The following is a 20170-nucleotide window of genomic DNA, read 5'->3' on the forward strand; positions in this document are numbered from 1 at the left end:
TAAACGCCAAGCACATCGCCCCATGTGAGCGAAACGAAGACCCCCGAACAACTCGTCGCCGGACTTGTCCGCCTGCTGACCGTCAAACCGGCAGGCGAGGACGCCTTCACCGGCAACCAGCAGCCCGGCGGCATAGGCCGCGTCTTCGGCGGGCAGGTCATCGCCCAGGCCCTCCAGTCAGCCCAGGCCAGCGCGCCCGATGGCATGGAGGCCCACTCGCTCCACGCCTATTTCCTGCGCGGCGGGCGCGAGGGCGTGGACATCGACTACCAGGTCGCCGCCGATTTCACGGGCCGCAGCTTCGCCAACCGGCGGGTGGTGGCGCGGCAGGGGGACGAACCGATCCTCAACCTCACTGCAAGCTTCCAGAAACCGGAGGAGGGTCTGGAACACGACGACAGCCCGATGCCCGATGTCCCAGATCCCGAAACGCTCCCTTCGGACATGGAATTGCGCAAGAAATTTCTCGACGAGATGGGTGAGGTGTCGGAAGTCCAGCGCACTCTCATGACCCGCCCGCGCCCGATCGACATGCGCACCAGCGGCAAGCTGCACTGGATGAATTCGGAGAAGAAGCCTCCCCACGCGCACAGCTGGTTCCGAACGGTCGCGCCATTGCCTGACGATCCGGCAATCCACCGCGCGGTGATCGCCTATGCGAGCGACTTCACCCTTCTCGGCACCTCTGCCCTGCCCCACGGTCTCAGCTGGGCCCGCGGCGAGCTCAAGGGCGCAAGCCTCGATCACGCGATCTGGTTCCACCGTCCGGCGCGCGCCGACGAATGGCTGCTCTATGCGACCGACAGCCCGTGGTCCGGAGGCGGACGCGGCTTCAATCGTGGGCGGATATTCAACCGCGCTGGAGAGCTCGTGGCCAGCGTGGCGCAGGAAGGCGTGGTCAGGCGCGCGAAACGCGATTAGTCGCCGGAACAGGACTGGAGGGAATTCGATGCTGAAATCTTTGCGTGCCGCTGCGCTTCTTGGACTGGCTGCTGTTGCCGGTCCGCTCGCCGCGCAATCGGTGTTGCAAGGCAATTTCGATCCCTCGATCCCGACGCTCGAGCAAACCGTCGGGCACCCGACCGGCGCACAGGTCAGCGCCCCGCACGAAATCACCGATTACCTCGAGGCGCTGCACCAAGCGGCGCCCCAACAGACGCGTCTGGTCCGCTACGCGACGAGCTGGGAAGGCCGCCCGCTCCATTATCTCGTGATTTCGAGCGCGACGAACATGGCGCGGCTCGATGCCAACAAGGCGGCCATGGCCAGCATCGCTGGCGGCTCCACCCCGCCTGCCGGGACGCTCCCCGTCACCTGGCTGTCCTACGGCGTACACGGGAACGAGATTTCATCGAGCGATGCTGCGCTGGCGCTCGCCTATCACCTGCTCGCCGCGCAGGGCGATGCGAGGACCGACAATATCCTCGCCAACAGCTATGTCATTATCGACCCGAGCCAGAACCCGGACGGGCGCAACCGCTTCGTCACGAATTTCCGCAACGCACTCGGCCTCGAACCGTCGGCCGATCGCTTTTCGGCCGAACATGACGAGCCCTGGCCCGCCGGCCGCACCAATCACTACCTTTTCGATCTCAACCGCGACTGGTTTGCGCTGACCCAGCCCGAAACGCGCGGCAAGGTCGCGGCGCTACTCGAATGGAACCCCGTCGTATTCGTCGATGCGCACGAGATGGGCGGGGACGAGACCTATTATTTCCCGCCTGCTGCCGAACCTTTCAATCCCAACATCACCGCCGAGCAGAAGCAGAAGCAGGTCCTGCTCGGACGCGCGATCGCGCGCGATTTCGACCAGCTCGGCATTCCCTATTTCACCCGCGAAATCTACGACGCTTTCTATCCCGGATACGGCGACACCTGGCCCACTCTTCAGGGGGCGATCGGGGCGACCTTCGAACAGGCTTCGGCCCGCGGCCTCGCCTGGGAGCGCACCGACGGGGATGTGCTCACCTATGCCGAAGGCGTGCGCAACCACTTCCTGTCGAGCTTCGCCTATGCCGAGACGGTGGCGCAGAACGCCGACCGGTTCCTTGCCGACTATGCCGCCTATCGCCGCACTGCGGTGCAGGGGAGGAAGGGCGGCACCTACCTTATCGACCTTTCCCAGCGGCGCTGGAATGCCGAGAGCCTCGGTCGCCGCCTTGCCGAACAGGGCATCGCCGTGCGCCGCATCGGCAACGGCTTTTCCGCCTGTGGCAAGTCCTATCCGCAAGGGGCGCTGGCGATCGATCGCAACCAGCCGACCGGCCGCCTCATCCGCAGCCTGCTTGACCGCGACACGCCGCTCGATGCCGATTTCGTGAGGCGGCAGGAAGAGCGCCGCACCGATGGCCAGCCCCACGAACTCTACGATACGACCGCGTGGTCGGTCGGCATGATGTCCGGTGTCGATGTGGCCGTGTGTTCCTCAAGCGTCGGTCAGGGAACCCCGCTCGACGCGTTAGCCCCCATCGAACCCCGCAGCGCCGAATTCGGCGATTTCGGCATGGCGATCCCGTGGACCGACACGGGGCAGGCGCAGCTGGTCCTTGCGGCCCTGCGCGAAGGTATCGAGGCCCGCGCGAGCGAGAAGGACTTTGCAGCCGGAGGTCGCAGCTTTCCGCGCGGCACCGTCATCATACCGCGCCGGAACAATGACGAAGACGCGCTCGCCCGCATTTCCGCCCTCGCCCGCAATATCGGCGCCGAAACCGTGCCGCTGGCTGACAGCTGGGTCGAAAGCGGCCCCAATTACGGCAGCGACAACTTCGCCCGCCTGGCCGCGCCGCGTATCGCCATGGCCTGGGACCGGGGCATCACGCCCACCTCCGCCGGATCCCTGCGCTATGTGATCGAGCGCCGCCTCGCTACGCCGGTCGTACCGATCCGCACCGCCGCCCTGCCCCGCGCGGACCTTAGTGAATACGACGTCCTGCTCGTTCCCGAGGGCACGCTCGACCTGCCTGCCCGCAAGGCCGTGCTCGCCTTCGTGAAGAACGGCGGCGTGGCGGTGATCGTCGGCGAAGCACTGACCGGCTTCACCAAGGAGGAGACCCGCCTCTTCGCAACCAGCCGCCAGGGCGCCCTCGGCAAGACCATCGAGGGTGCGGGCGACGAGGATGACGACGAGGACAAGACCCCGCTCAGCGAAGGCACCGAGATCGAGGATGCCGATGCCTATGAGGAACTGATCGACGATCCCAACGCGCTGCCCGACACCTTGCCCGGCGCGCTGGTCAACACGGTCGCCGATCGCAGCCACTTCCTGTCTTCGGGCTATGACAAGGGGCCGGTGGTCAGCGCATCAGGCGATCTCGTGTTCACCCCGCTCAACAAGCAGGACGGCGTCAATGTCTTGCGCTTCGCCCCGGCGGCGGACCTGGTGGCCAGCGGCTATGTGTGGGACGAGAACCGGCGGCAGATGGCCTTCAAGCCCTATCTCATGGCCGAGCGGACCGGTCGCGGCATCGCCATCGGCTTCGCGCATGACCCGTCCGAACGCGGCTATCTCGACGGACTGGACCTGCTGATCGCCAACGCGATCCTGCTGGCCCCGGCGCACACAAAGTAAAAGGCAATCGTTCTACCAGTCGTTGGAAACAGGGTGGGCGGAAAATAACACAAGCCAAACCCTGCGCACTCGTGTAAGGGCCGCGCCAACCATGGTCGCGTGGGAGCCGTAACGCCGGTCCGCGACCCGCTTGCCGCCGGTACGAGCGGCCCTCGCCATTGCTTTTTTTCCGCGCTCCGGCCCCAGGGCCGCGGCGCCCAGTCTACGTGAGACACGATGCCTTTCGAAACCCTCCCGCCGCTGATCGGTGATGCGCTGACCGCGCGCGGATATACCGACCTTACCCCCGTGCAATCCGCCGTTATCGAGCCGGAGGCGCAGGGACGCGACCTCGTCGTTTCGGCGCAGACCGGATCGGGCAAGACAGTCGCCTTCGGCCTTGCGCTGGCCGATGCCTTGTTCGCCGAGACCGCCAACCTGCCGCTGGTCGACAAGCCGCTGGCGCTGGTAATCGCGCCGACGCGTGAGCTGGCGTTGCAGGTCAGCCGCGAGCTCGGCTGGCTCTATGCGGGCGCTGGCCTGCGCATCGCGACCTGCGTTGGCGGGATGGACGCGAGCAAGGAACGCCGCGCATTGCGGGCCGGGCCCGCCATCGTGGTCGGCACGCCGGGACGCTTGCGCGACCATCTCGAGCGCGGGGCGCTGGACCTGTCGGGCCTGCTCGGCGTGGTGCTGGATGAGGCCGACGAAATGCTCGACATGGGCTTTCGCGAGGACCTGGAAGAAATCCTCGACGCGACGCCAGACACGCGCCGCACGCTGCTGTTCTCGGCCACCATGCCGCGCCCGATCGAGCGGCTGGCCGAGCGGTACCAGACCAATTCGCTGCGCCTCAGCCTCGTTGGGCAGGACCGCGGGCATGGCGATATCAGCTACCAGGCGATCACCGTCTCGCCCGCCGAAATCGAGAATGCGGTGGTGAACCTGCTGCGCTATCACGAAGCGGAAACGGCGATCCTGTTCTGCGCCACGCGCGACAATGTGCGCCGCTTCCACGCCACCCTGCAGGAGCGCGGCTTCGGCGTGGTGGCGCTGTCGGGCGAGCATTCGCAGTCCGAGCGCAACCAGGCGCTGCAAGCGCTGCGCGACCGGCGTGCCCGCGTCTGCGTGGCGACCGACGTGGCGGCGCGCGGGATCGATTTGCCGACGCTCAGCCTCGTGATCCATGTCGAAATCCCGCGCGATGCAGAAACGCTCCAGCACCGCTCGGGCCGTACGGGCCGTGCGGGCAAGAAGGGCACGGCGGCGATTATCGTCCCTTACAACCGTCGCCGTAGGGTCGAAGGCATGCTGCGCGGTGCGGGCATCGAGGCCAAGTGGATGGATGCGCCGACACCCGAGATGATCCACAAGCAGGATCGCTCGCGCCTGATGGAGGTGCTGACCGCCGAAACCGAATTCGACGAGCACGACCGCGAACTCGCGGGCGAACTCATGGGCAAGCTTGCGCCGGAAGACATCGCCGCAGCGCTGGTGCGGGCGCACCGTGCCAAGATGCCGACGCCCGAAGAACTGATCCCGAATACGCCGGAAGCGCGCGACAAGGCCAAGGCCGATCGCCAGCGGCCGGGCTTTGAAGACGTGGTCTGGTTCAAGATCGGTGTTGGCCGCCGCCAGAATGCGGAAGCCCGCTGGATCCTGCCGCTTCTGTGCCGCCGCGGTCACATCACCCGCAACGAAATCGGCGCGATCCGCATCGGACAGTTCGAAAGCTGGTTCCAGGTCCCGACCCAGGTCGCCCCCAAATTTGCTGCCGCCGTGGCACGCACCGCCTCATCCGAGGACGAACAGGATGCGATCCTGATCGAGGAAGCGCCCGAGGGTCCGCGCGTCGAAGCGCGCCGCAACCGCCGCGAATTCGGCGGCAACGACGGTCCGCGGGTCCGCCCCAAGCCCTTCGGAAAGGGTGGTCACAAGAAGCCGGGCGCGCCCTTCCGCAAGGGCCCCAAGCCGACCGGCAAGAAATTCGACGGCAAGCGCAAGCCGGGCAAGAAGCCTCGCGATTAGGCACCTCCCGGCCCGACCGCATTTCGGCCACACACATTAAGCGGTTTGACAAATCAGCAGGTTGAGCGTGACAATGGCCCCAGAGGGCTAGGGTCGCGCGCCTCTGCGCGTGAGCGATTCCGCCCGTGTCTCGGGAGGTCGTCATGGGAAAGCGCGACAAGCAACAGCAGTTCATCCTGTCGGCGGACACGCTGTTTTTCGGGCGCGTATTCGTGCTTGGCGACAGCCTGGTGGATTCGGGCAATGCGCTGGGGCTGGCCGAGTGGTACGACGACCTGCCCTTCACCGCCCTGCCCGATGGCGCACCGACCGAGGAGAACGGCTATTTCGATGGCCGCTTCTCCAATGGCTACACCTTCGCCGACCTGATCGCCAACCGCTATGCAGGCGAGCCGAGCGAGGCAGTCTTTCCTTTCGGCTATGACGATCCCTGGGTGGGCATCCCGATCGCCCCGTTCAGGGGCGATCCCGACGGAAACAGCCTCAACTTCGCCTATGGCGGCGCGCAAGTCATCCGCGGGACCGAGTATGTCTCCGGTCTCGACGAGCAGCAGGACGCCCTGCGCGATGCGGTCGACGGCAATTTGCGCGGGTCGGACCTTCTCGTCATCACCATGGGCGGCAACGATGTGCGCGCACTTGCCCCGCATGGGGGCGATCCGGCCGGTACGGCTGCCGCGCAGGCGCAGCTCGATGCCGTTGCCGCCGAGATGATCGGCCAGCTCGGCGATCTCATTGCGCGAGGACTCGGCACGATTCTGATTACCGGCATTCCCGATGTCGGACTGATCCCGCGCTACGATGTCGACGGCAACGGAGTGATCGACACCACCCCGCACGCGGGCGAGACCAGCAGCGAAGCCGAAAGGGCGGCGGCTGCGACCGAATATTCGCTCTATCTCGATGCGCTGATCCGCGGCGAGGTCGTCCCCGCGCTCGAGGCCTTGGGCGCAACCGTCCATTACACCCCGCTGATGAATGTGCCCGATGGCATGGGCGGCGTTCTCGAACAGGGCGCGCTCGAGCTGGTCCTCCCCAACCTCGCCACCCTTTACGACACCACCGTGGAGACCATGCAGGCCGACTGGATGAACTGGTCGCAGGTGGTCTTCTTCGACCAGGTCCACCCGACCGCGCAGGTCCATGCCATGGTCGGCAGCTATATCCACGCGCGCATGGAGGGAGTGGAATGGGTCGAGACCATGCCCTTCCTGACCGACAACGACATTCTCTACGGCTTCGAGGGCGCGATCGGCGTGGCGGGCGAGGCCGATGTCTACACCGTCAAGCTGCTCGCCGGGCAGGCCTATACGGTCAACGTACTTGGCATAGCGAGCCTGGCGCTGGACGGCTCGCTCGCCGATGCGACGCTTTCGATCATCGATCCCTACGGCAATGTGGTCGACAGCTTTCGCGCGCCATCGGGCAGCGATGCAGGCCTCGGTTTCGATTGCAGCATGACTTTCATGGTGCAGAACAGCGGTATCTACACGCTCACCGTCGGCGCGGAAGGCGCGCTGACCGGGACCTACGAGGTCCAGGTAGGCTATGATCCGACCTACAAGCGCCCGGAAGATTGCGCCGGTGTTTTCGATATCGTCGAGGAAGAGACGGTCGTGGAGACGGTCGCCTTCGAACCGGCAGCGAAGGGCGATTCCCCCGACAGCGACGCTCCGCCGATGCAACTTCCGGATCTTCCGGCCGTCTTTGATTTCGTCCCGCCAAAGCCACCCGGCCTCCTGTCAGAGCCTGTCGGCCACTTGCCCGACTTACTGTTCTAGCCGAGAGCAAAGAGAGGAAAGCTGGTGGGCCCGCCATCGAACCAAAAAACCTCTGCTTCCGGGCAATGCCGTTAGTTGATATGCCGCGCGCAGGCGCTGGGCTTCGACTCGCCGCCGGGATCGCCGTGTAGCCGGGTCGGCACGTGGCAACGGAAGCTTCGATTGGTCACCGGGAGGCATTCTCGCTGGCGCCTCGGGGTGTTCTCCCTCGACTGGGAGAAAAACATGAAACTTGTGAGCTCGCTGGCCCTAGGCCTTGCCTTGGTGGCAGCCCCTCTGTCTGCGCAAACGTGGTCGAAAGAACAGACCGAAGTCTGGAAATTCGTTTCCGATGCCTGGGCAAGCCATGCCGATAGCGACACCTGGCATACGGTGCTCGATGATAGTGGTTTCGGCTGGGGAAACAGATGGCCGGTGCCGACATCGAAGGCCGAGATGAAGCGCCGCGCGGATGTTTTCGGCAAGGAAGGAGAGGTTCTCTATTATCGCCTCGACCCCCTGCAAATCACCGTCAGCGGAGACACGGCGATCGCCTATTATTATGCCGGTATCACCGAAACGGACCACAAGGGCGAACGCGAGAACAGCCGCGAGATGTGCGCCGACACGCTAGTGAAGCGTGGCGGACAGTGGCGGTTCCTCGGCTGGAACTGCTTCAGCAAGAGTGACGGAGAAGGCTGAGCGTTCCATGGGGGCGCGGCCTCCCGGTCGCCCCCCTAACCGCCCGCGTGATAGAAATCGTAAATCTGCTGCGCCACGCCTTCGCTGATGCCGGGAGCACGCTTCAGGTCATCCAGCGCGGCGGCACGGACTTTTCCTGCGGTTCCGAAATGGAGGAGGAGCGCGCGCTTGCGCGAAGGTCCGATGCCGGGGATTTCGTCGAGCGGTGAGGCAGTGATTGCGCGGCTGCGCTTGGCGCGGTGCGCGCCGATGGCAAAGCGGTGGACTTCGTCGCGTAGCGTCTGGAGGTAGAACAGGAGCTGCGAATTGACCGGTAGCGTCTTCTCGCGCCCGTCGGGGAAGTGGAACACCTCGCGCCCCTCGCGCCCGTGATGCGGCCCCTTGGCGATGCCGATAACAGGGACCTGTTCGGCGATACCAAGATCTTCGAGGACTGCCATGACGGATGAGACCTGCCCCTTGCCCCCGTCGATAAGCAGGAGGTCGGGCCAGATTGCTTCGTGGCCCTTGCCCTTGGGCGCAACCTCCGCATCCCGCTCGGTCTCGGCGAGCTTGCGAAAGCGGCGCGCCATGACCTCGCGCATCATGCCGAAATCGTCGTTCGTCCTGGCCTCTTTGATATTGAACTTGCGGTACTGGCCCTTCTCGAAACCTTCAGGGCTGGCGACCACCATCGCGCCCAGCGCCTTGTCGCCCTGGATATGGCTGTTATCGTAAATCTCGATGCGCTGCGGCACCTCGTCGAGTTCGAGGAATTCCGCCAGCTCGCGCATGCGCTGCGCCTTGGTCCCGCTTTCCGCCAGCCGCCGCTCGAGCGCCTCGGTCGCATTACGGCTCGCCTGCTGCATAAGCTTGCGCCGGTCGCCGCGCTGGGGGATCGAGATGGCAACCGCGTGGCCCGCCTTCTCCGCCAGTGCCTCGGCAATCAGTTCCTGCTCGGCGAGTTCGCGGTCGACGAGGATGGTGCGCGGCGGCGGAACCTCCTCGTAGAATTGCAGGAGGACGTCGGACAGCACCTCGGGATGCTCGAGATCGCCCGTATTCTTGGGGAAGAAGGCCTTGTGCCCCCAGTTCTGCCCGCCGCGGATGAAGAAGGCCTGCACCCCGATCTGCCCACCCTTGGCGGCAAGCGCGAAGACATCGGCATCGCCCACGCCGCTGGCGTTGATGGCCTGCGAACCCTGGATGAATGTCGCCGCACGCAGCCGGTCGCGCAGGATCGCGGCGGTCTCGAAATCGAGATCCTCTGCGGCCTTGGCCATCTGCTGTTCGATATTGGCTTGCACCGCGCTGGACTTGCCCGAGAGGAAATCCTTCGCCTCCTGCACAAGGGCATCATATCCCTCCTCGTCGATCCGCCCGACACACGGTGCCGAGCAGCGCTTGATCTGGTAGAGCAGACAAGGCCGGTCGCGATTGTTGAAAAAGCTGTCTGTGCAGCTTCTCAGCAGAAACAGTTTCTGCAGCGCATTCAGCGTCTTGTTGACCGAACCGGCGCTCGCGAAAGGCCCGTAGTAGTTACCTTTCGCCCGCCGCGCCCCGCGATGCTTCTGAATGCGCGGGAATGCGTGATCGGCGCGCAGCAGGATGAAGGGAAAGCTCTTGTCGTCGCGCAGCAACACGTTGAAGGGCGGGCGATAGCGCTTGATCAGCTGCGCTTCCAAAAGCAGCGCCTCCGCTTCGGAGTTCGTCACCACGATCTCCATCGCGCGGCACTGGCTGACCATGCGCTGGAGCCGGTTCGAGAGCCCTTTCACCTGCGTGTAATTCGCCACCCGCGCCTTCAGGCTGCGCGCCTTGCCCACGTAAAGCACATCGCCGCGGGTATCGAGCATCCGGTACACGCCGGGGCGCGGTTTGAGCGTCTTCACCGTCTCGCGGATCGCCTTGATGCCCGTTTCGAGATCGGGCTGCGCACTCGCCACAACCTTGGTGGCGCGCTCTTCGTTGAAACGCTCCTTGCCTCTGGGATCGTGCGGGGAACCGGCTTTCGTGCGCGACATGGGCGTGGAGATAGGCGCGCTGCGGCGCTTGTGCAAAGCGATGTTTCCCGCCATCCCCTGCGCCATGGACGAAAAACAGATAGCGCCGCCACGTACGGTGGGCTTTTGGGGCACGGCGCTCTTCCCGGTAAACGGGATGATCGGGGCGGGCATCTTTGCCATGCCGGCGATACTGGTCGCAGCAGTCGGCGATTTTGCACCATTTATGATGTTGCTGGGCGGATTGCTGTTCCTGCCGCTCATCCTCGTGTTCGCATGGCTGGCAGCGCGTTTCGACCATTCGGGTGGCCCAGTCCTCTATGGCGAGGCTGCTTTCGGAAAATTCATCGGCTTCCAGGCGGGCTGGGCTCGCTATGCCAGTTCGATCGTGACCGTCGCCGCCAATACGCATGTGATGGTGACCTATCTTGCGGCGATGTTCCCCGTCCTCGACGAACCCGTCATGCGGGCAGGCGCCGTTACGACGATCATCGGCTTGCTGACCGCGATCAACCTGTTCGGAATGCGTAAATCGATCGGTACGCTCGGAATGATGACAACGCTCAAGCTGGCTCCGCTCGCCCTGCTCGTCATCGCCGCACTGTTTGCCGGACAGGGTGACGTAAAGCTCGCCCTGCCCGAGTTCAGCGATGCGGAAACGGTGATCCTGCTGACCTATTACGCTTTCATGGGGTTCGAGAGCGTAACCCTGCCGGCAGGCGAAATGCGCAAGCCCAAACGCGACGTGCCGCTTGCGCTCGTGACCACGCTCGCAGCCGTTACCCTGCTCTACATGCTGGTCATCTGGGCCTATCTCCTCGCCGCGCCGGGTGCCGGAAACGATGGAAACGCCCTGGTTGGTGCTGCCGAGGAGGTGATGGGCCAGTTCGGCGCGTTCGCCATCGTGGTCGCCGCAGCCTTCAGCATTGGCGCGAACAGTTTCGCCGGTGCCATCAGCTTGCCGCGCATGACCTTCGGAATGGCCGAAAGGGGCATGCTTCCCCGCTGGTTCGCCTATGTCCATCCCCGCTACCTGACGCCGTTCAATTCCATCCTCGCTTACGGCACCGGCGGGATCTTGTTCGGCCTGTGGGAAGGCTTCGCCGTGCTTGCTATCGCAGGGACGTTGACGCGCCTCGTCACCTATCTCATTTCCTGCGCGGCGCTTCCCGTCCTCGAAAGACGCGATGGCGCATCGAATGCGCTGCATCTTGTCGTGGCGTTGCTGGCATTCGGCAGTTCGGTATGGGTCGCGAGCCATGCCGACATGAAGGCCTTGCTGGTGCTTGGCGGCATCATCGTCGGGGGAACCCTGCTTTACTTCATCGCGGCAAGGCAGCAGCCGCTGGAAGAAACCGCAGGCTGAGCCGTGCCCGACAGTTACGACGCCATAATCCTCGGCGCAGGTGCGGCCGGCCTGATGTGTGCAGCGCGCGCGGGCCAGCGCGGGCGGCGGGTGCTCGTGCTCGAGCGTGCGGAGAAGGTGGGAAAGAAGATCCTCATCTCGGGCGGCGGGCGGTGCAATTTCACCAATATCGGTGCGGGTCCGGCGAATTACCTGTCCAGCAATCCGCATTTCGCGAAAAGCGCGCTTGCGCGGTACACGCCGCGCGATTTCCTCGAGCTGGTCGAGAACTACGGCATCGCCTGGCACGAGAAGACGCTCGGCCAGCTGTTCTGCGACGGATCGTCGAAGCAGATCGTCGAGATGCTGCTGGAGGAGTGCGCGAAAGGCGATGTGGAGGTCCGCTGCAACGCCGAGGTAACCGCCGTCGAGCAAGATGGCGAGCGCTTTGCCGTGATGGCGAACGGGGAGGTCTTGACGGCATCATCGCTTGTCATCGCCACGGGCGGCCCCTCCATCCCCAAGATGGGCGCTACCGGCTTCGCTTACGACCTCGCCCGCCAGTTCGGCCTCAAGGTGGTCGAACCGCGCCCCGCCCTCGTCCCGCTGACGCTGGGCGGCGAGGAGGTGTTGTTCCGCGAGATTTCGGGCGTGTCCGCCCCGGTCGTGGCCAGCGCGGGCAAGGCGCGGTTTCCGGAGGCGGCACTTTTCACCCACCGCGGGCTGTCGGGGCCCTCGATCCTGCAGGTGTCCTCTTACTGGAAGCCGGGCGAGGAAGTTGCGATCGACTTCCTTCCCGCATGCTCGGGCGACTGGCTGCTCGACCGCAAGCGCGACAATCCACGTGCCTCCTTGCGCTCGGTCCTGCGCGAGGCTTTGCCCGACCGGCTCGCCGATATCCTTGCCGAGAAGCTCGGCGTGGACACCGAGCTAGGCAATGCCAGCGACAAGGCGCTCCGGTTGGCGCAGGAGCGGCTGAAACGGTGGGCTTTTCGTCCCTCGGGCACCGAGGGTTTCGCCAAGGCCGAAGTGACTGTGGGCGGCATTTCCACCGCCGAGCTCTCCTCCAAGACCATGGAAGCGAAGAAAGTCCCTGGCCTCTACGTCATCGGCGAGGCGGTCGACGTGACCGGCTGGCTGGGCGGATACAACTTCCAATGGGCTTGGGCGAGCGGCGTTGCGGCAGGCGAGGCGCTTTAAGTCCTTGTAACTGCTGCGGCAGTCATTGACCGGCGCGGCAAGTTGACCGGATTCCCGGCTCTGCTAGCCTCTTTCCTTTGCGGACCTGCGAAAAGCGGGCCGTAGCAAGGGGAACAGGATGCAGCAGCTCCAGGGCATGGATGCCAGTTTCGTTGCGCTGGAAACGCGCAATTCGCCGATGCATATCGGCTCGATCCTGATCTACAACCCGGCCACCGCGCCCGGCGGCTTCGTAAGGTTCAAGGATATCCTGTCCTTCATCGAGAGCCGGCTCAAACTGTCCACCACGATGCGCCAGCGGCTGGTGCGTGTGCCTTTCGACCTCGACTATCCCTACTGGATCGAGGATCCCGACTTCGACCTCGAATACCATGTCCGCCACGTCGCCCTGCCAGAACCGGGCGACTGGCGTCAGCTGTGCATCCAGGCCGCCCGCGTCTTTGCCCGCCCGCTCGATCTCGACCGCCCGCCCTGGGAGATTACCGTCGTGGAAGGCCTCGACAATGTCGAAGGCATCCCCAAAGGCTGTTATGCCTACATCACCAAGGTCCACCATGCCGCAATCGACGGGATGAGCGGGATCGATCTGATGGAGGCGACCCATACGCTGCGCCCCGACGAACCGCCGCCGCCGGGACCCGACAACTGGAAGCCCGAAAAGCTGCCCAACCCGGTCGAACTGCTGGGCAAGAGCTATTTCAACGCGATCACCAACCCGATGAAGCAGCTGGAGGTCGCTGCCAAGGCCGCGCCGGGCTTGGCGAAAGCGCTCAAGGGCCTCGCGGCGAAGGAATTCGACGTCTCGACCGAGATGATCGCTCCCAAGACGCGCTTCAATCGCAAGATCAGCCCGCACCGCGTGGTCGAAGGCGTCAGCGTCCCGCTCGCCGAGATCAAGGCGATCCGCGCCTGTGCCGAGGGAGCCAAGGTCAACGATGTGTTCCTCACCATCATCGGCGGGGCGATGCGGCATTATCTCGAAGACAAGGGGGAGCTGCCGAAGAAAACCCTCACCGCCATGGCGCCGATCTCGGTCCGCTCCAAGGGCGAGAAGAATTCGATGGGCAACCAGGTCGCGGCGATGATCGCTCCGCTCGGCACGCATATCGAGGACCCGGTCGAGCGGCTTAACTGGGTGCATGGCCGGACGATGAATTCCAAGGCGATGACCGACGCGCTCGGTGCGCGCAACATGACAGAGATGAGCAAGGCCAGCCCCGCGCTCTTCATGGCGCTCGGCGCGCAGCTCTACAGCCGCCTCAGCCTCGCCAATCGCGGTGTCGGGCCGGTGTTCACCACCGTCGTTACCAATGTCCCCGGTCCGCCCATCCCGATCTATTCGGCCGGCGCGAAGATGGAGAGCATGCTGGGGCTCCTGTGCCTCACCGACGGTCTCGGCCTCGGCCATGTGGTGCAGAGCTATACTGACGAGGCGACCATCGCCTTCACCGCAGACCGCGACATGATGCCCGATCCGGAGTTCTACCGCAGTTGCATCGAGGAAAGCTTCGCAGAACTGGTCCGATGCGCGAAATCCGGGGGAAAAGCCGAGACGCGCGTTTCGGAGCAAACCAAAAATAAACCACAAAAGCCTAAGAAGGGAGCGACCAAGCCTGCCGCCAAGAAGCGGGCTGCTCCTGCCAAGACAAAAACGCCCGCAAAACCCGTGAAGGGGGGCACAAAGGGGGTCGCCAGCCGTTCCAAAACCTCGCCGACGAGGAAAGCGGCTGCCCCGAAAGGGAAAGGAACAACCAAGTCATGACGGCACTAGCCACCACCGCCCGCCCGCCCAGCCGCCTCCTGCTGCTGGCCGAACCGGGGCGCGCTTTCGGCGAACTCGCCAGCTTCTACGCGCTGCGCCCGCTGATGGGCTCGCTCCCGCGCGGCGACGGACACGGGGTTCTGGTGCTGCCCGGCTTCATGGCATCCGATTATTCCACCGGCCCGCTGCGCAGCATGCTTTCCGACCTCGGCTATGATGCCGTGGGCTGGAAGCTTGGGCGCAACGTACGTGTCGACAATGCGCGCATCGAGGCGATGATGGGCTGCGTCGAGGAGCTTTTCGAACGCACCGGCCGACCGATCAGCATTATCGGCTGGAGCCTTGGCGGGGTCTTCGCCCGCGAACTGGCCAAGATGGCACCCGAAAAGGTCCGCCTCGTGATAAGCCTCGGCTCGCCGATCAGTGACGATCGCAACCACACCAATGCGACGCGGCTGTTCGAAATGCTCAACGGCAAGGAACCCGAACCGCTGCGCGATGGCGGCTTCAAGGGGCTCGGCGAAGCTCCGCCCGTGCCGACCACCTCGATCCTCACGCGGACCGACGGCGTGGTCCACTGGCGCGGCTCGGTGCAATGCGGCGACCGCGAGGATTGCGAGAATATCGAAGTCGTCGCCAGCCATTGCGGCCTCGGCGTGAACCCCGCGGTGGTCTATGCCGTGGCAGACCGGCTCGCGCAGGAAGAAGGCGCCTGGAAACGGTTCGAGGCAAAAGGGTTGGCCAGCCTCTTGTTCCCCAAGCGTGCGCTGCACTGAGGCAGGCTAGAACGCCTTCCTGATATCGATGCCGAGATACCGGCCTGTCGGATCGATCCGATAGGGCTGGTAAGCTTCGGGCACATCGCCGTTCGCGTCGGTCACGCGGCGGCGCGCGTCGAAGACATTGTCCATCAGCAGCGAGACGCGCAGCCCGTCCATCCAGCCGTCTTCCTTTTCGAAGATCTCGCCAAGGTTGGCGAACAGGCGGATGTCGAACGTCGCTAGGTCACTGAAGAAAAGGTCGCTCGATCCGGGGAAATCCCCTCCGCGAACAACGGCATCGCCGACATAGCGGCCAGACAAGCGCATGCCGTAGCCCTGCCAGAATATCCCGCCTTCTAGCCGCGAGCTGTTGCGCGGGATCGCCCCGCTCCCGAGCACGAAACCGTCGAGCTGGTCGAACAGCGGCCCGTTTTCCGACAGCAGCACTTCGCTTTCCAGCGTCAGATTGTGGCCGAGGCCGAGGAAATAGCGCGGTCGCGTGTCGCTGGGATTGCCGCCCATCATGGCGAACATCCCCCCGCCCCGGCGACCGCCACCACGGCCGCCTTGTGCGCCGCCCTCGGCCTGCGCGCCATCGGCGCTGCACATGCGCTCGCGAAGGGCCTTGAGCTTTTCGGGATCGATCTCGCCGTCATCGTTCTTCAATCGGGCGAGCATTTCTTCCGGCAGACCGTCGAGCTCGGGGGGATCGGCGCATACTGCTGCACGCATGGCGGCAAAACGCTCCGAACGCTCGCCTGCCTCCGCCCCGCAGAAGCGCTCGCGCGCCGCTGCGATCTTCGCAGGGTCGGGATTGCCGTTCTCGTCCATCAGGCGCGCACGGAACATTTCCGGCACTTGTGAGAGGTCGGGCGTTTCGCCTTCGGGTGTCTCGCAGAAGACCTTGCGCACAGCCTCCATGCGGGCGGGATCGAACGCGCCAGCAGGTGGGCCACCAGCCCCTGCTCCGGGAGGACCGCCACGTCCGCCGCGCTCGCCGCGCTCGGGCTGCGGCGGGGCCTTGCCGATCTGGCCGCTCGTATTGAGGCCGAAGGAGAGGATCCGACTGCGGGTCTGGTAGAGGGTCAGCGGGCGGCGATCGATCGCCAACAATTCGCCGGCGGAATCGCGCGTTACCCGATCGGGGAAGGCCTGCTCGAAAGCCGAACTGAAGGCCGGGGTTGCCGTCACGTCTCGCGAACGGTTGATCCCGTAATCGGCGTTGAGCCGCGCATCCTTCCAGAACGGCAGTTCCCAGTTCGCGCTGAATTTCCAGTCCGATTGCGTTTCGGCGAGCAGATCGGGGTTGCCCCCGGTGACAAGGGTCGCCAGCACGGTGTCGCCGCTGCGATAATCGAACACCGTTGAATTGAGTTCGTCGATCCGCGGGCTGCCCAGATCGGTCAGCGTTGGAGCCACTTCGCGCCAGATGCGCGTAGCCGAGAGGTTCAGCTTTTCAGTGGGAGACCAGTTCACTCCCAGCGACCAGTTGGTCAGCGCGCCGAAATCGGAAAGGTCCTCGATCCCGCCTGTGCCGGTAAAGGTCAGACCGCCGACGGGACTGGCGCGCAGGACCGGCGCGGCCACAGTCAGTCCTGCATTGAGCCGCCGCCGTGTAAGCGAAAGATCGTCATCGGCGCGTGTGTCCTCACTTTCGACCCGATTCCAGTCGAAACCGAGATCGAACGTGGTGCTGAGTTCCCCCGCCGGAAGCGACAGGGGGAAGCCGTTGATCGTCGCCTTGTTGACGCTCGTATAGATACGGCTCTTCGCCGTATCGAAACCGCTTGCATCGTTGCGGTCGATCTGGGTCACGGTGTCGGTGAAGTTCGCATCGCTGGTAAAGGTTGCGGTCCATGCGCCCAGCGGCTGGTTCAGCGAGAGGCCCGCAGATAGGCTATCGGTGTCGCTTCGCCTCTCAAGTGGCGTCATGCCGTCGATGGCGAGGCCAGACAGGCTGCGGCCCTCGTTGTGAGCGATCGTGCCATTGAGGTTGATCGAGGTCCCACTCTCGATCACGGCGCGGGCGTAATTGGCCTCGAGCTGGGCGGCGAAGGTGTCCGAGACCAGGCTGCGGAAACCGGCTGCATCCGTAGACCCGCCGATCGTCAGGTCGCGCTCCGCTTCGGTCAGCAAGCTGCGGTCCTCGACTTGCGCATTGAGGTTCAGCCGTCCCTTCTCGCCGATCCGCAGGTATGTCGCCTCCTGTTCGTTGCGCGAATATCCGCCTTCGGCCGGCTGTTCGTATTCTACCTCGGAAGTGAGGCTGGAGAAATTGGGCTTGAGGATGATGTTGACCACGCGCTGGTCGGCCGAATAGCCGAAGCGCTGCGCCACTTCTTCGGGGAACACCTCGACCTTGGCGACGCTTTCGGGCGGATAGCTGCGAAATTCGCGCCAGCTCGACACGCGGATACCGTTAATGAGGAAAATCGGGCGTCCGCCGCCCCGCGCGCCGCGCGCGCCGCTGCCGGTCGACGGAGTGATGGCCGCCACGATCTCCGCAATCGAGCCTGCCCCGAATGCGGCGATATCGGCCTCGTCATATTCCGCGAGGGCGGGCTGGTCGATAGTGAGCTGCCCCTTCAGCCGCGTGCCGAAAACGACGATGTTTTCGTCTTCATCGACGAACGGGGCATCTTGCGCGCCCTCGGCCGGGCTTTCTTGCCCGCTCTCTTCCTGTGCCAGTGCAGGCGGCACCTGCCATACCCATATGGCGGTGAGCGCGAGAAGCGCGGGTTTTCCGGAAATTCGCATCAAAGCTCGGGTCTTTCGATCATCGCGGTCGTCAGGCCCCCTCGCTTGGATGTGTCGGCGAAAGGACAAGTGGGCACAAGGGGTTGCCGCGTATCGAATGGTCGCAGGTCCCTTGCACTCACGTGAATGCCAAACTCTTCCCTTTTATCCCGCCTCCCGCTATGGGCGCGCGACACAAATCGACCAACTGCATCAATTAAGGAAACGAATGGCCAAGGAAGAACTTCTCGAAATGCGCGGGCGCGTTGTGGAACTGCTGCCCAACGCCATGTTCCGCGTCGAGCTCGAGAACGGCCATGAGGTCCTCGGCCACACCGCCGGCAAGATGCGCAAGAACCGCATTCGCGTGCTGGTGGGCGACGAGGTGCTGTGCGAACTGACGCCATACGATCTGACCAAGGCGCGCATTACCTATCGCTTCATGCCCGGACGCGGCGGACCCGGCCAGGGCCCCGGCCCGGCCTAACAGCCAGTGGGTAAGCCCACTCTTATCCTCGCCAGTGCCAGCCCGCGCCGCCGCGAACTTATCGCGCGCCTCGGTGTGGTGCCCGACGCCATCGCTCCTGCCGATATCGACGAAGCGCCTGCCAAGGCCGAACTTCCGCGGGACTACGCCAGGCGTATGGCGCGCGAGAAAGCCGACGCTGCGGCCAGTGACGATGGATTCGTGCTGGCTGGCGACACGGTCGTCGCCGCCGGACGCCGCATCCTGCCCAAGGCCGAGGACGAGGCGACGGCACGCAAGTGCCTCGAACTGCTTTCGGGGCGCCGCCACCGCGTGCTCTCGGCCATTGCCCTGCGCGCTCCCGACGGTTCGATGCGCGAGCGGTTGAGCGAGACAGTGGTCGTTTTCAAGCGCCTCTCCGCGCAGGAAGTGGACGATTACATTTCCAGCGGTGAATGGGACGGCAAGGCTGGAGGCTATGCCATCCAGGGCATTGCGGAGGGCCTGATCAGACGCATCCAGGGCAGCCATTCGGGCGTCGTCGGCCTTCCGCTCTACGAGACCCGCGCGCTGCTGAAAGCGGCAGGATTCGACATTGCCTGAGTGGCTGGTCGAGGAAGGCGTAGGCGAAACCCGCGCGCTCCTGCTCGACGGTGACGAAGTTCTGGCCGCGAAATGCCGCTGGCCGGGCGAGTTCCATGCTGGGGATGCCATTTCCGCCAAACTGACGACAAAGCGCGGAGCCCGCGGGACTGCGGTCACGGCGGAAGGCCGCGAGATGCTGGTCGACAAGCTTCCGCGCGATGCGAGCGAGGGCGCTACGCTCGATCTCGTCGTAACCCGCGCCGCGATGACCGAACGCGGTCGCTACAAACTGCCGGCAGCGCGCCTCGCATCGCAGGCGAATCTCTCCGGAGATGTTTTCGCTACCGCTCGCCGTGTGCATCGATTCCCGACAGGCGCCTGGGAAGAGGTCTGGCACTCCGCCAGTTCGGGCGAGATCGCCTTTGCTGGCGGTTCTTTGCTGTTCGCCGTCACTCCGGCGATGACGCTGGTCGATATCGATGGCGACCTGGATCCTCGCGCTTTGGCTCTCGCAGCGGTGAAACCTCTCGTAGCGGCCCTGCGGCAATTCGATCTCGGCGGGTCTATCGGCGTGGACTTTCCGACCCTCGCAGCCAAGGCCGACCGCAAGGTCGTCGATGCCGCTCTGGAAGACGCGCTTGCCGACTGGCCGCACGAGCGCACCGCCATGAACGGTTTCGGTTTCGTCCAGTTTGTCGCGCGCCTTGAAGGCCCCTCGCTGCTCCACCGGTTCGCCGCTTCGCGTGTGGGGATGGCGGCCCGTATGGCATTGCGCCGCGCAGAAATGATCGAAGGCGCAGGCTCGACGCTGCTCACTGTCCATCCGGCCATCAAAGCCAAGCTCAAGTCCGAATGGCTCGCCGAAGTCGAGCGCCGCACGGGCAGACCCTTGCGGATAGGCGTCGATCCCGCCCTTGCCATCGAAGGTGCCACTGCCCAGATCGTGGGGCATGAGTAAGCCCTGCCCGATCTGCAAGAAACCGCGTTCCGAAGACCACGCTCCTTTCTGCTCCACGCGCTGCCGCGACCGCGATCTCGCGCAGTGGTTCGGTGACGGTTACGCCGTGCCGGGCCGCCGTGCATTGCCCGAAGAAATCGCTGCAGAAGTGGTCAAGCCGCAAGACGACTGACAAAGCCCTTGCCAAGCGCGCGCACCTTCGCCATAGGCGCGCACTCCAACCGCTGCAGCGCCCCATGCGAGGCCGCAGCGAGGGTCAGCCCGGGTAGCTCAGTTGGTAGAGCATGCGACTGAAAATCGCAGTGTCGGCGGTTCGAATCCGTCCCCGGGCACCATCA

The 20170-nt window shown here is 64.7% G+C and carries 15 protein-coding genes and 1 tRNA gene; 14 read left to right on the forward strand and 2 right to left on the reverse strand.

Translation table 11 applies throughout. The features are described from left to right. Positions 1-24 precede the first annotated feature (24 nt). From K3178_RS08425 to K3178_RS08445, 5 genes are all read left to right on the forward strand, one after another. A complete protein-coding gene (locus tag K3178_RS08425) occupies positions 25-921 on the forward strand; it encodes an acyl-CoA thioesterase (RefSeq protein WP_221570966.1) in 897 nt (298 codons plus the stop codon). A 28-nt stretch (positions 922-949) separates the two neighbouring features. Then, entirely contained in the window at positions 950-3568 is a 2619-nt protein-coding gene (locus K3178_RS08430) for a M14 family metallopeptidase (RefSeq protein ID WP_221570967.1), read from the forward strand. 216 nt (positions 3569-3784) lie between these two features. After that, entirely contained in the window at positions 3785-5575 is a 1791-nt protein-coding gene (locus tag K3178_RS08435; RefSeq protein WP_221570968.1) for a DEAD/DEAH box helicase, read from the forward strand. A gap of 143 nt (positions 5576-5718) precedes the next feature. Next, positions 5719-7356: an SGNH/GDSL hydrolase family protein gene (locus K3178_RS08440; protein ID WP_221570969.1), complete on the forward strand. Its 1638-nt coding sequence runs from the start codon at positions 5719-5721 to the stop codon at positions 7354-7356. 225 nt (positions 7357-7581) lie between these two features. Further along, positions 7582-8037: a DUF4440 domain-containing protein gene (locus K3178_RS08445; protein ID WP_221570970.1), complete on the forward strand. Its 456-nt coding sequence runs from the start codon at positions 7582-7584 to the stop codon at positions 8035-8037. Between the two features lie 35 nt (positions 8038-8072). Here the strand turns inward: K3178_RS08445 and uvrC are convergent, their stop codons facing one another. Further along, positions 8073-10040, reverse strand: a complete 1968-nt coding sequence (uvrC, locus tag K3178_RS08450) for an excinuclease ABC subunit UvrC (protein ID WP_221570971.1) — start codon at positions 10038-10040, stop codon at positions 8073-8075. Between uvrC and K3178_RS08455 the strand changes: the two genes are divergently transcribed. From K3178_RS08455 to K3178_RS08470, 4 genes are all read left to right on the forward strand, one after another. Further along, positions 10039-11385, forward strand: a complete 1347-nt coding sequence (locus K3178_RS08455) for an APC family permease (RefSeq protein WP_247713699.1) — start codon at positions 10039-10041, stop codon at positions 11383-11385. The genes uvrC and K3178_RS08455 overlap by 2 nt on opposite strands. 54 nt (positions 11386-11439) lie before the next feature. Continuing rightward, complete coding sequence (locus K3178_RS08460; protein WP_247713700.1) at positions 11440-12564, forward strand: BaiN/RdsA family NAD(P)/FAD-dependent oxidoreductase; 1125 nt, start codon at positions 11440-11442, stop codon at positions 12562-12564. A 118-nt stretch (positions 12565-12682) separates the two neighbouring features. Further along, the gene (locus K3178_RS08465; protein ID WP_247713662.1) at positions 12683-14326 is read left to right on the forward strand and encodes a WS/DGAT/MGAT family O-acyltransferase; all 1644 of its coding nucleotides are present in this window, start codon (positions 12683-12685) and stop codon (positions 14324-14326) included. Then, positions 14323-15102, forward strand: a complete 780-nt coding sequence (locus K3178_RS08470; protein WP_221570973.1) for an esterase/lipase family protein — start codon at positions 14323-14325, stop codon at positions 15100-15102. Before K3178_RS08465 ends, K3178_RS08470 begins: the two co-directional genes overlap by 4 nt. A gap of 6 nt (positions 15103-15108) precedes the next feature. Here the strand turns inward: K3178_RS08470 and K3178_RS08475 are convergent, their stop codons facing one another. Next, on the reverse strand, positions 15109-17844 hold the full coding sequence (locus K3178_RS08475; RefSeq protein ID WP_221570974.1) for a TonB-dependent receptor: 2736 nt from the start codon (positions 17842-17844) through the stop codon (positions 15109-15111). A 208-nt stretch (positions 17845-18052) separates the two neighbouring features. Here K3178_RS08475 and infA point away from each other — a divergent pair, with 208 nt between their 5' ends. From infA to K3178_RS08500, 5 genes are all read left to right on the forward strand, one after another. After that, positions 18053-18310 (forward strand): translation initiation factor IF-1, encoded by a 258-nt coding sequence (gene infA, locus K3178_RS08480; protein WP_108786584.1) that lies wholly within the window; start codon positions 18053-18055, stop codon positions 18308-18310. Positions 18311-18316: 6 nt separating this feature from the next. Beyond that, entirely contained in the window at positions 18317-18892 is a 576-nt protein-coding gene (locus tag K3178_RS08485; RefSeq protein WP_221570975.1) for a Maf family protein, read from the forward strand. After that, complete coding sequence (locus K3178_RS08490) at positions 18885-19832, forward strand: ribonuclease E/G family protein (protein ID WP_221570976.1); 948 nt, start codon at positions 18885-18887, stop codon at positions 19830-19832. Before K3178_RS08485 ends, K3178_RS08490 begins: the two co-directional genes overlap by 8 nt. After that, positions 19825-20004 (forward strand): DNA gyrase inhibitor YacG, encoded by a 180-nt coding sequence (yacG, locus tag K3178_RS08495; RefSeq protein ID WP_221570977.1) that lies wholly within the window; start codon positions 19825-19827, stop codon positions 20002-20004. Before K3178_RS08490 ends, yacG begins: the two co-directional genes overlap by 8 nt. Before the next feature lie 87 nt (positions 20005-20091). Beyond that, positions 20092-20167, forward strand: a tRNA-Phe gene (locus K3178_RS08500). Positions 20168-20170 lie beyond the last annotated feature (3 nt).

The organism is Qipengyuania sphaerica (assembly GCF_019711595.1).
In the GTDB taxonomy this organism is placed as follows: Bacteria; Pseudomonadota; Alphaproteobacteria; order Sphingomonadales; family Sphingomonadaceae; genus Qipengyuania; species Qipengyuania sphaerica.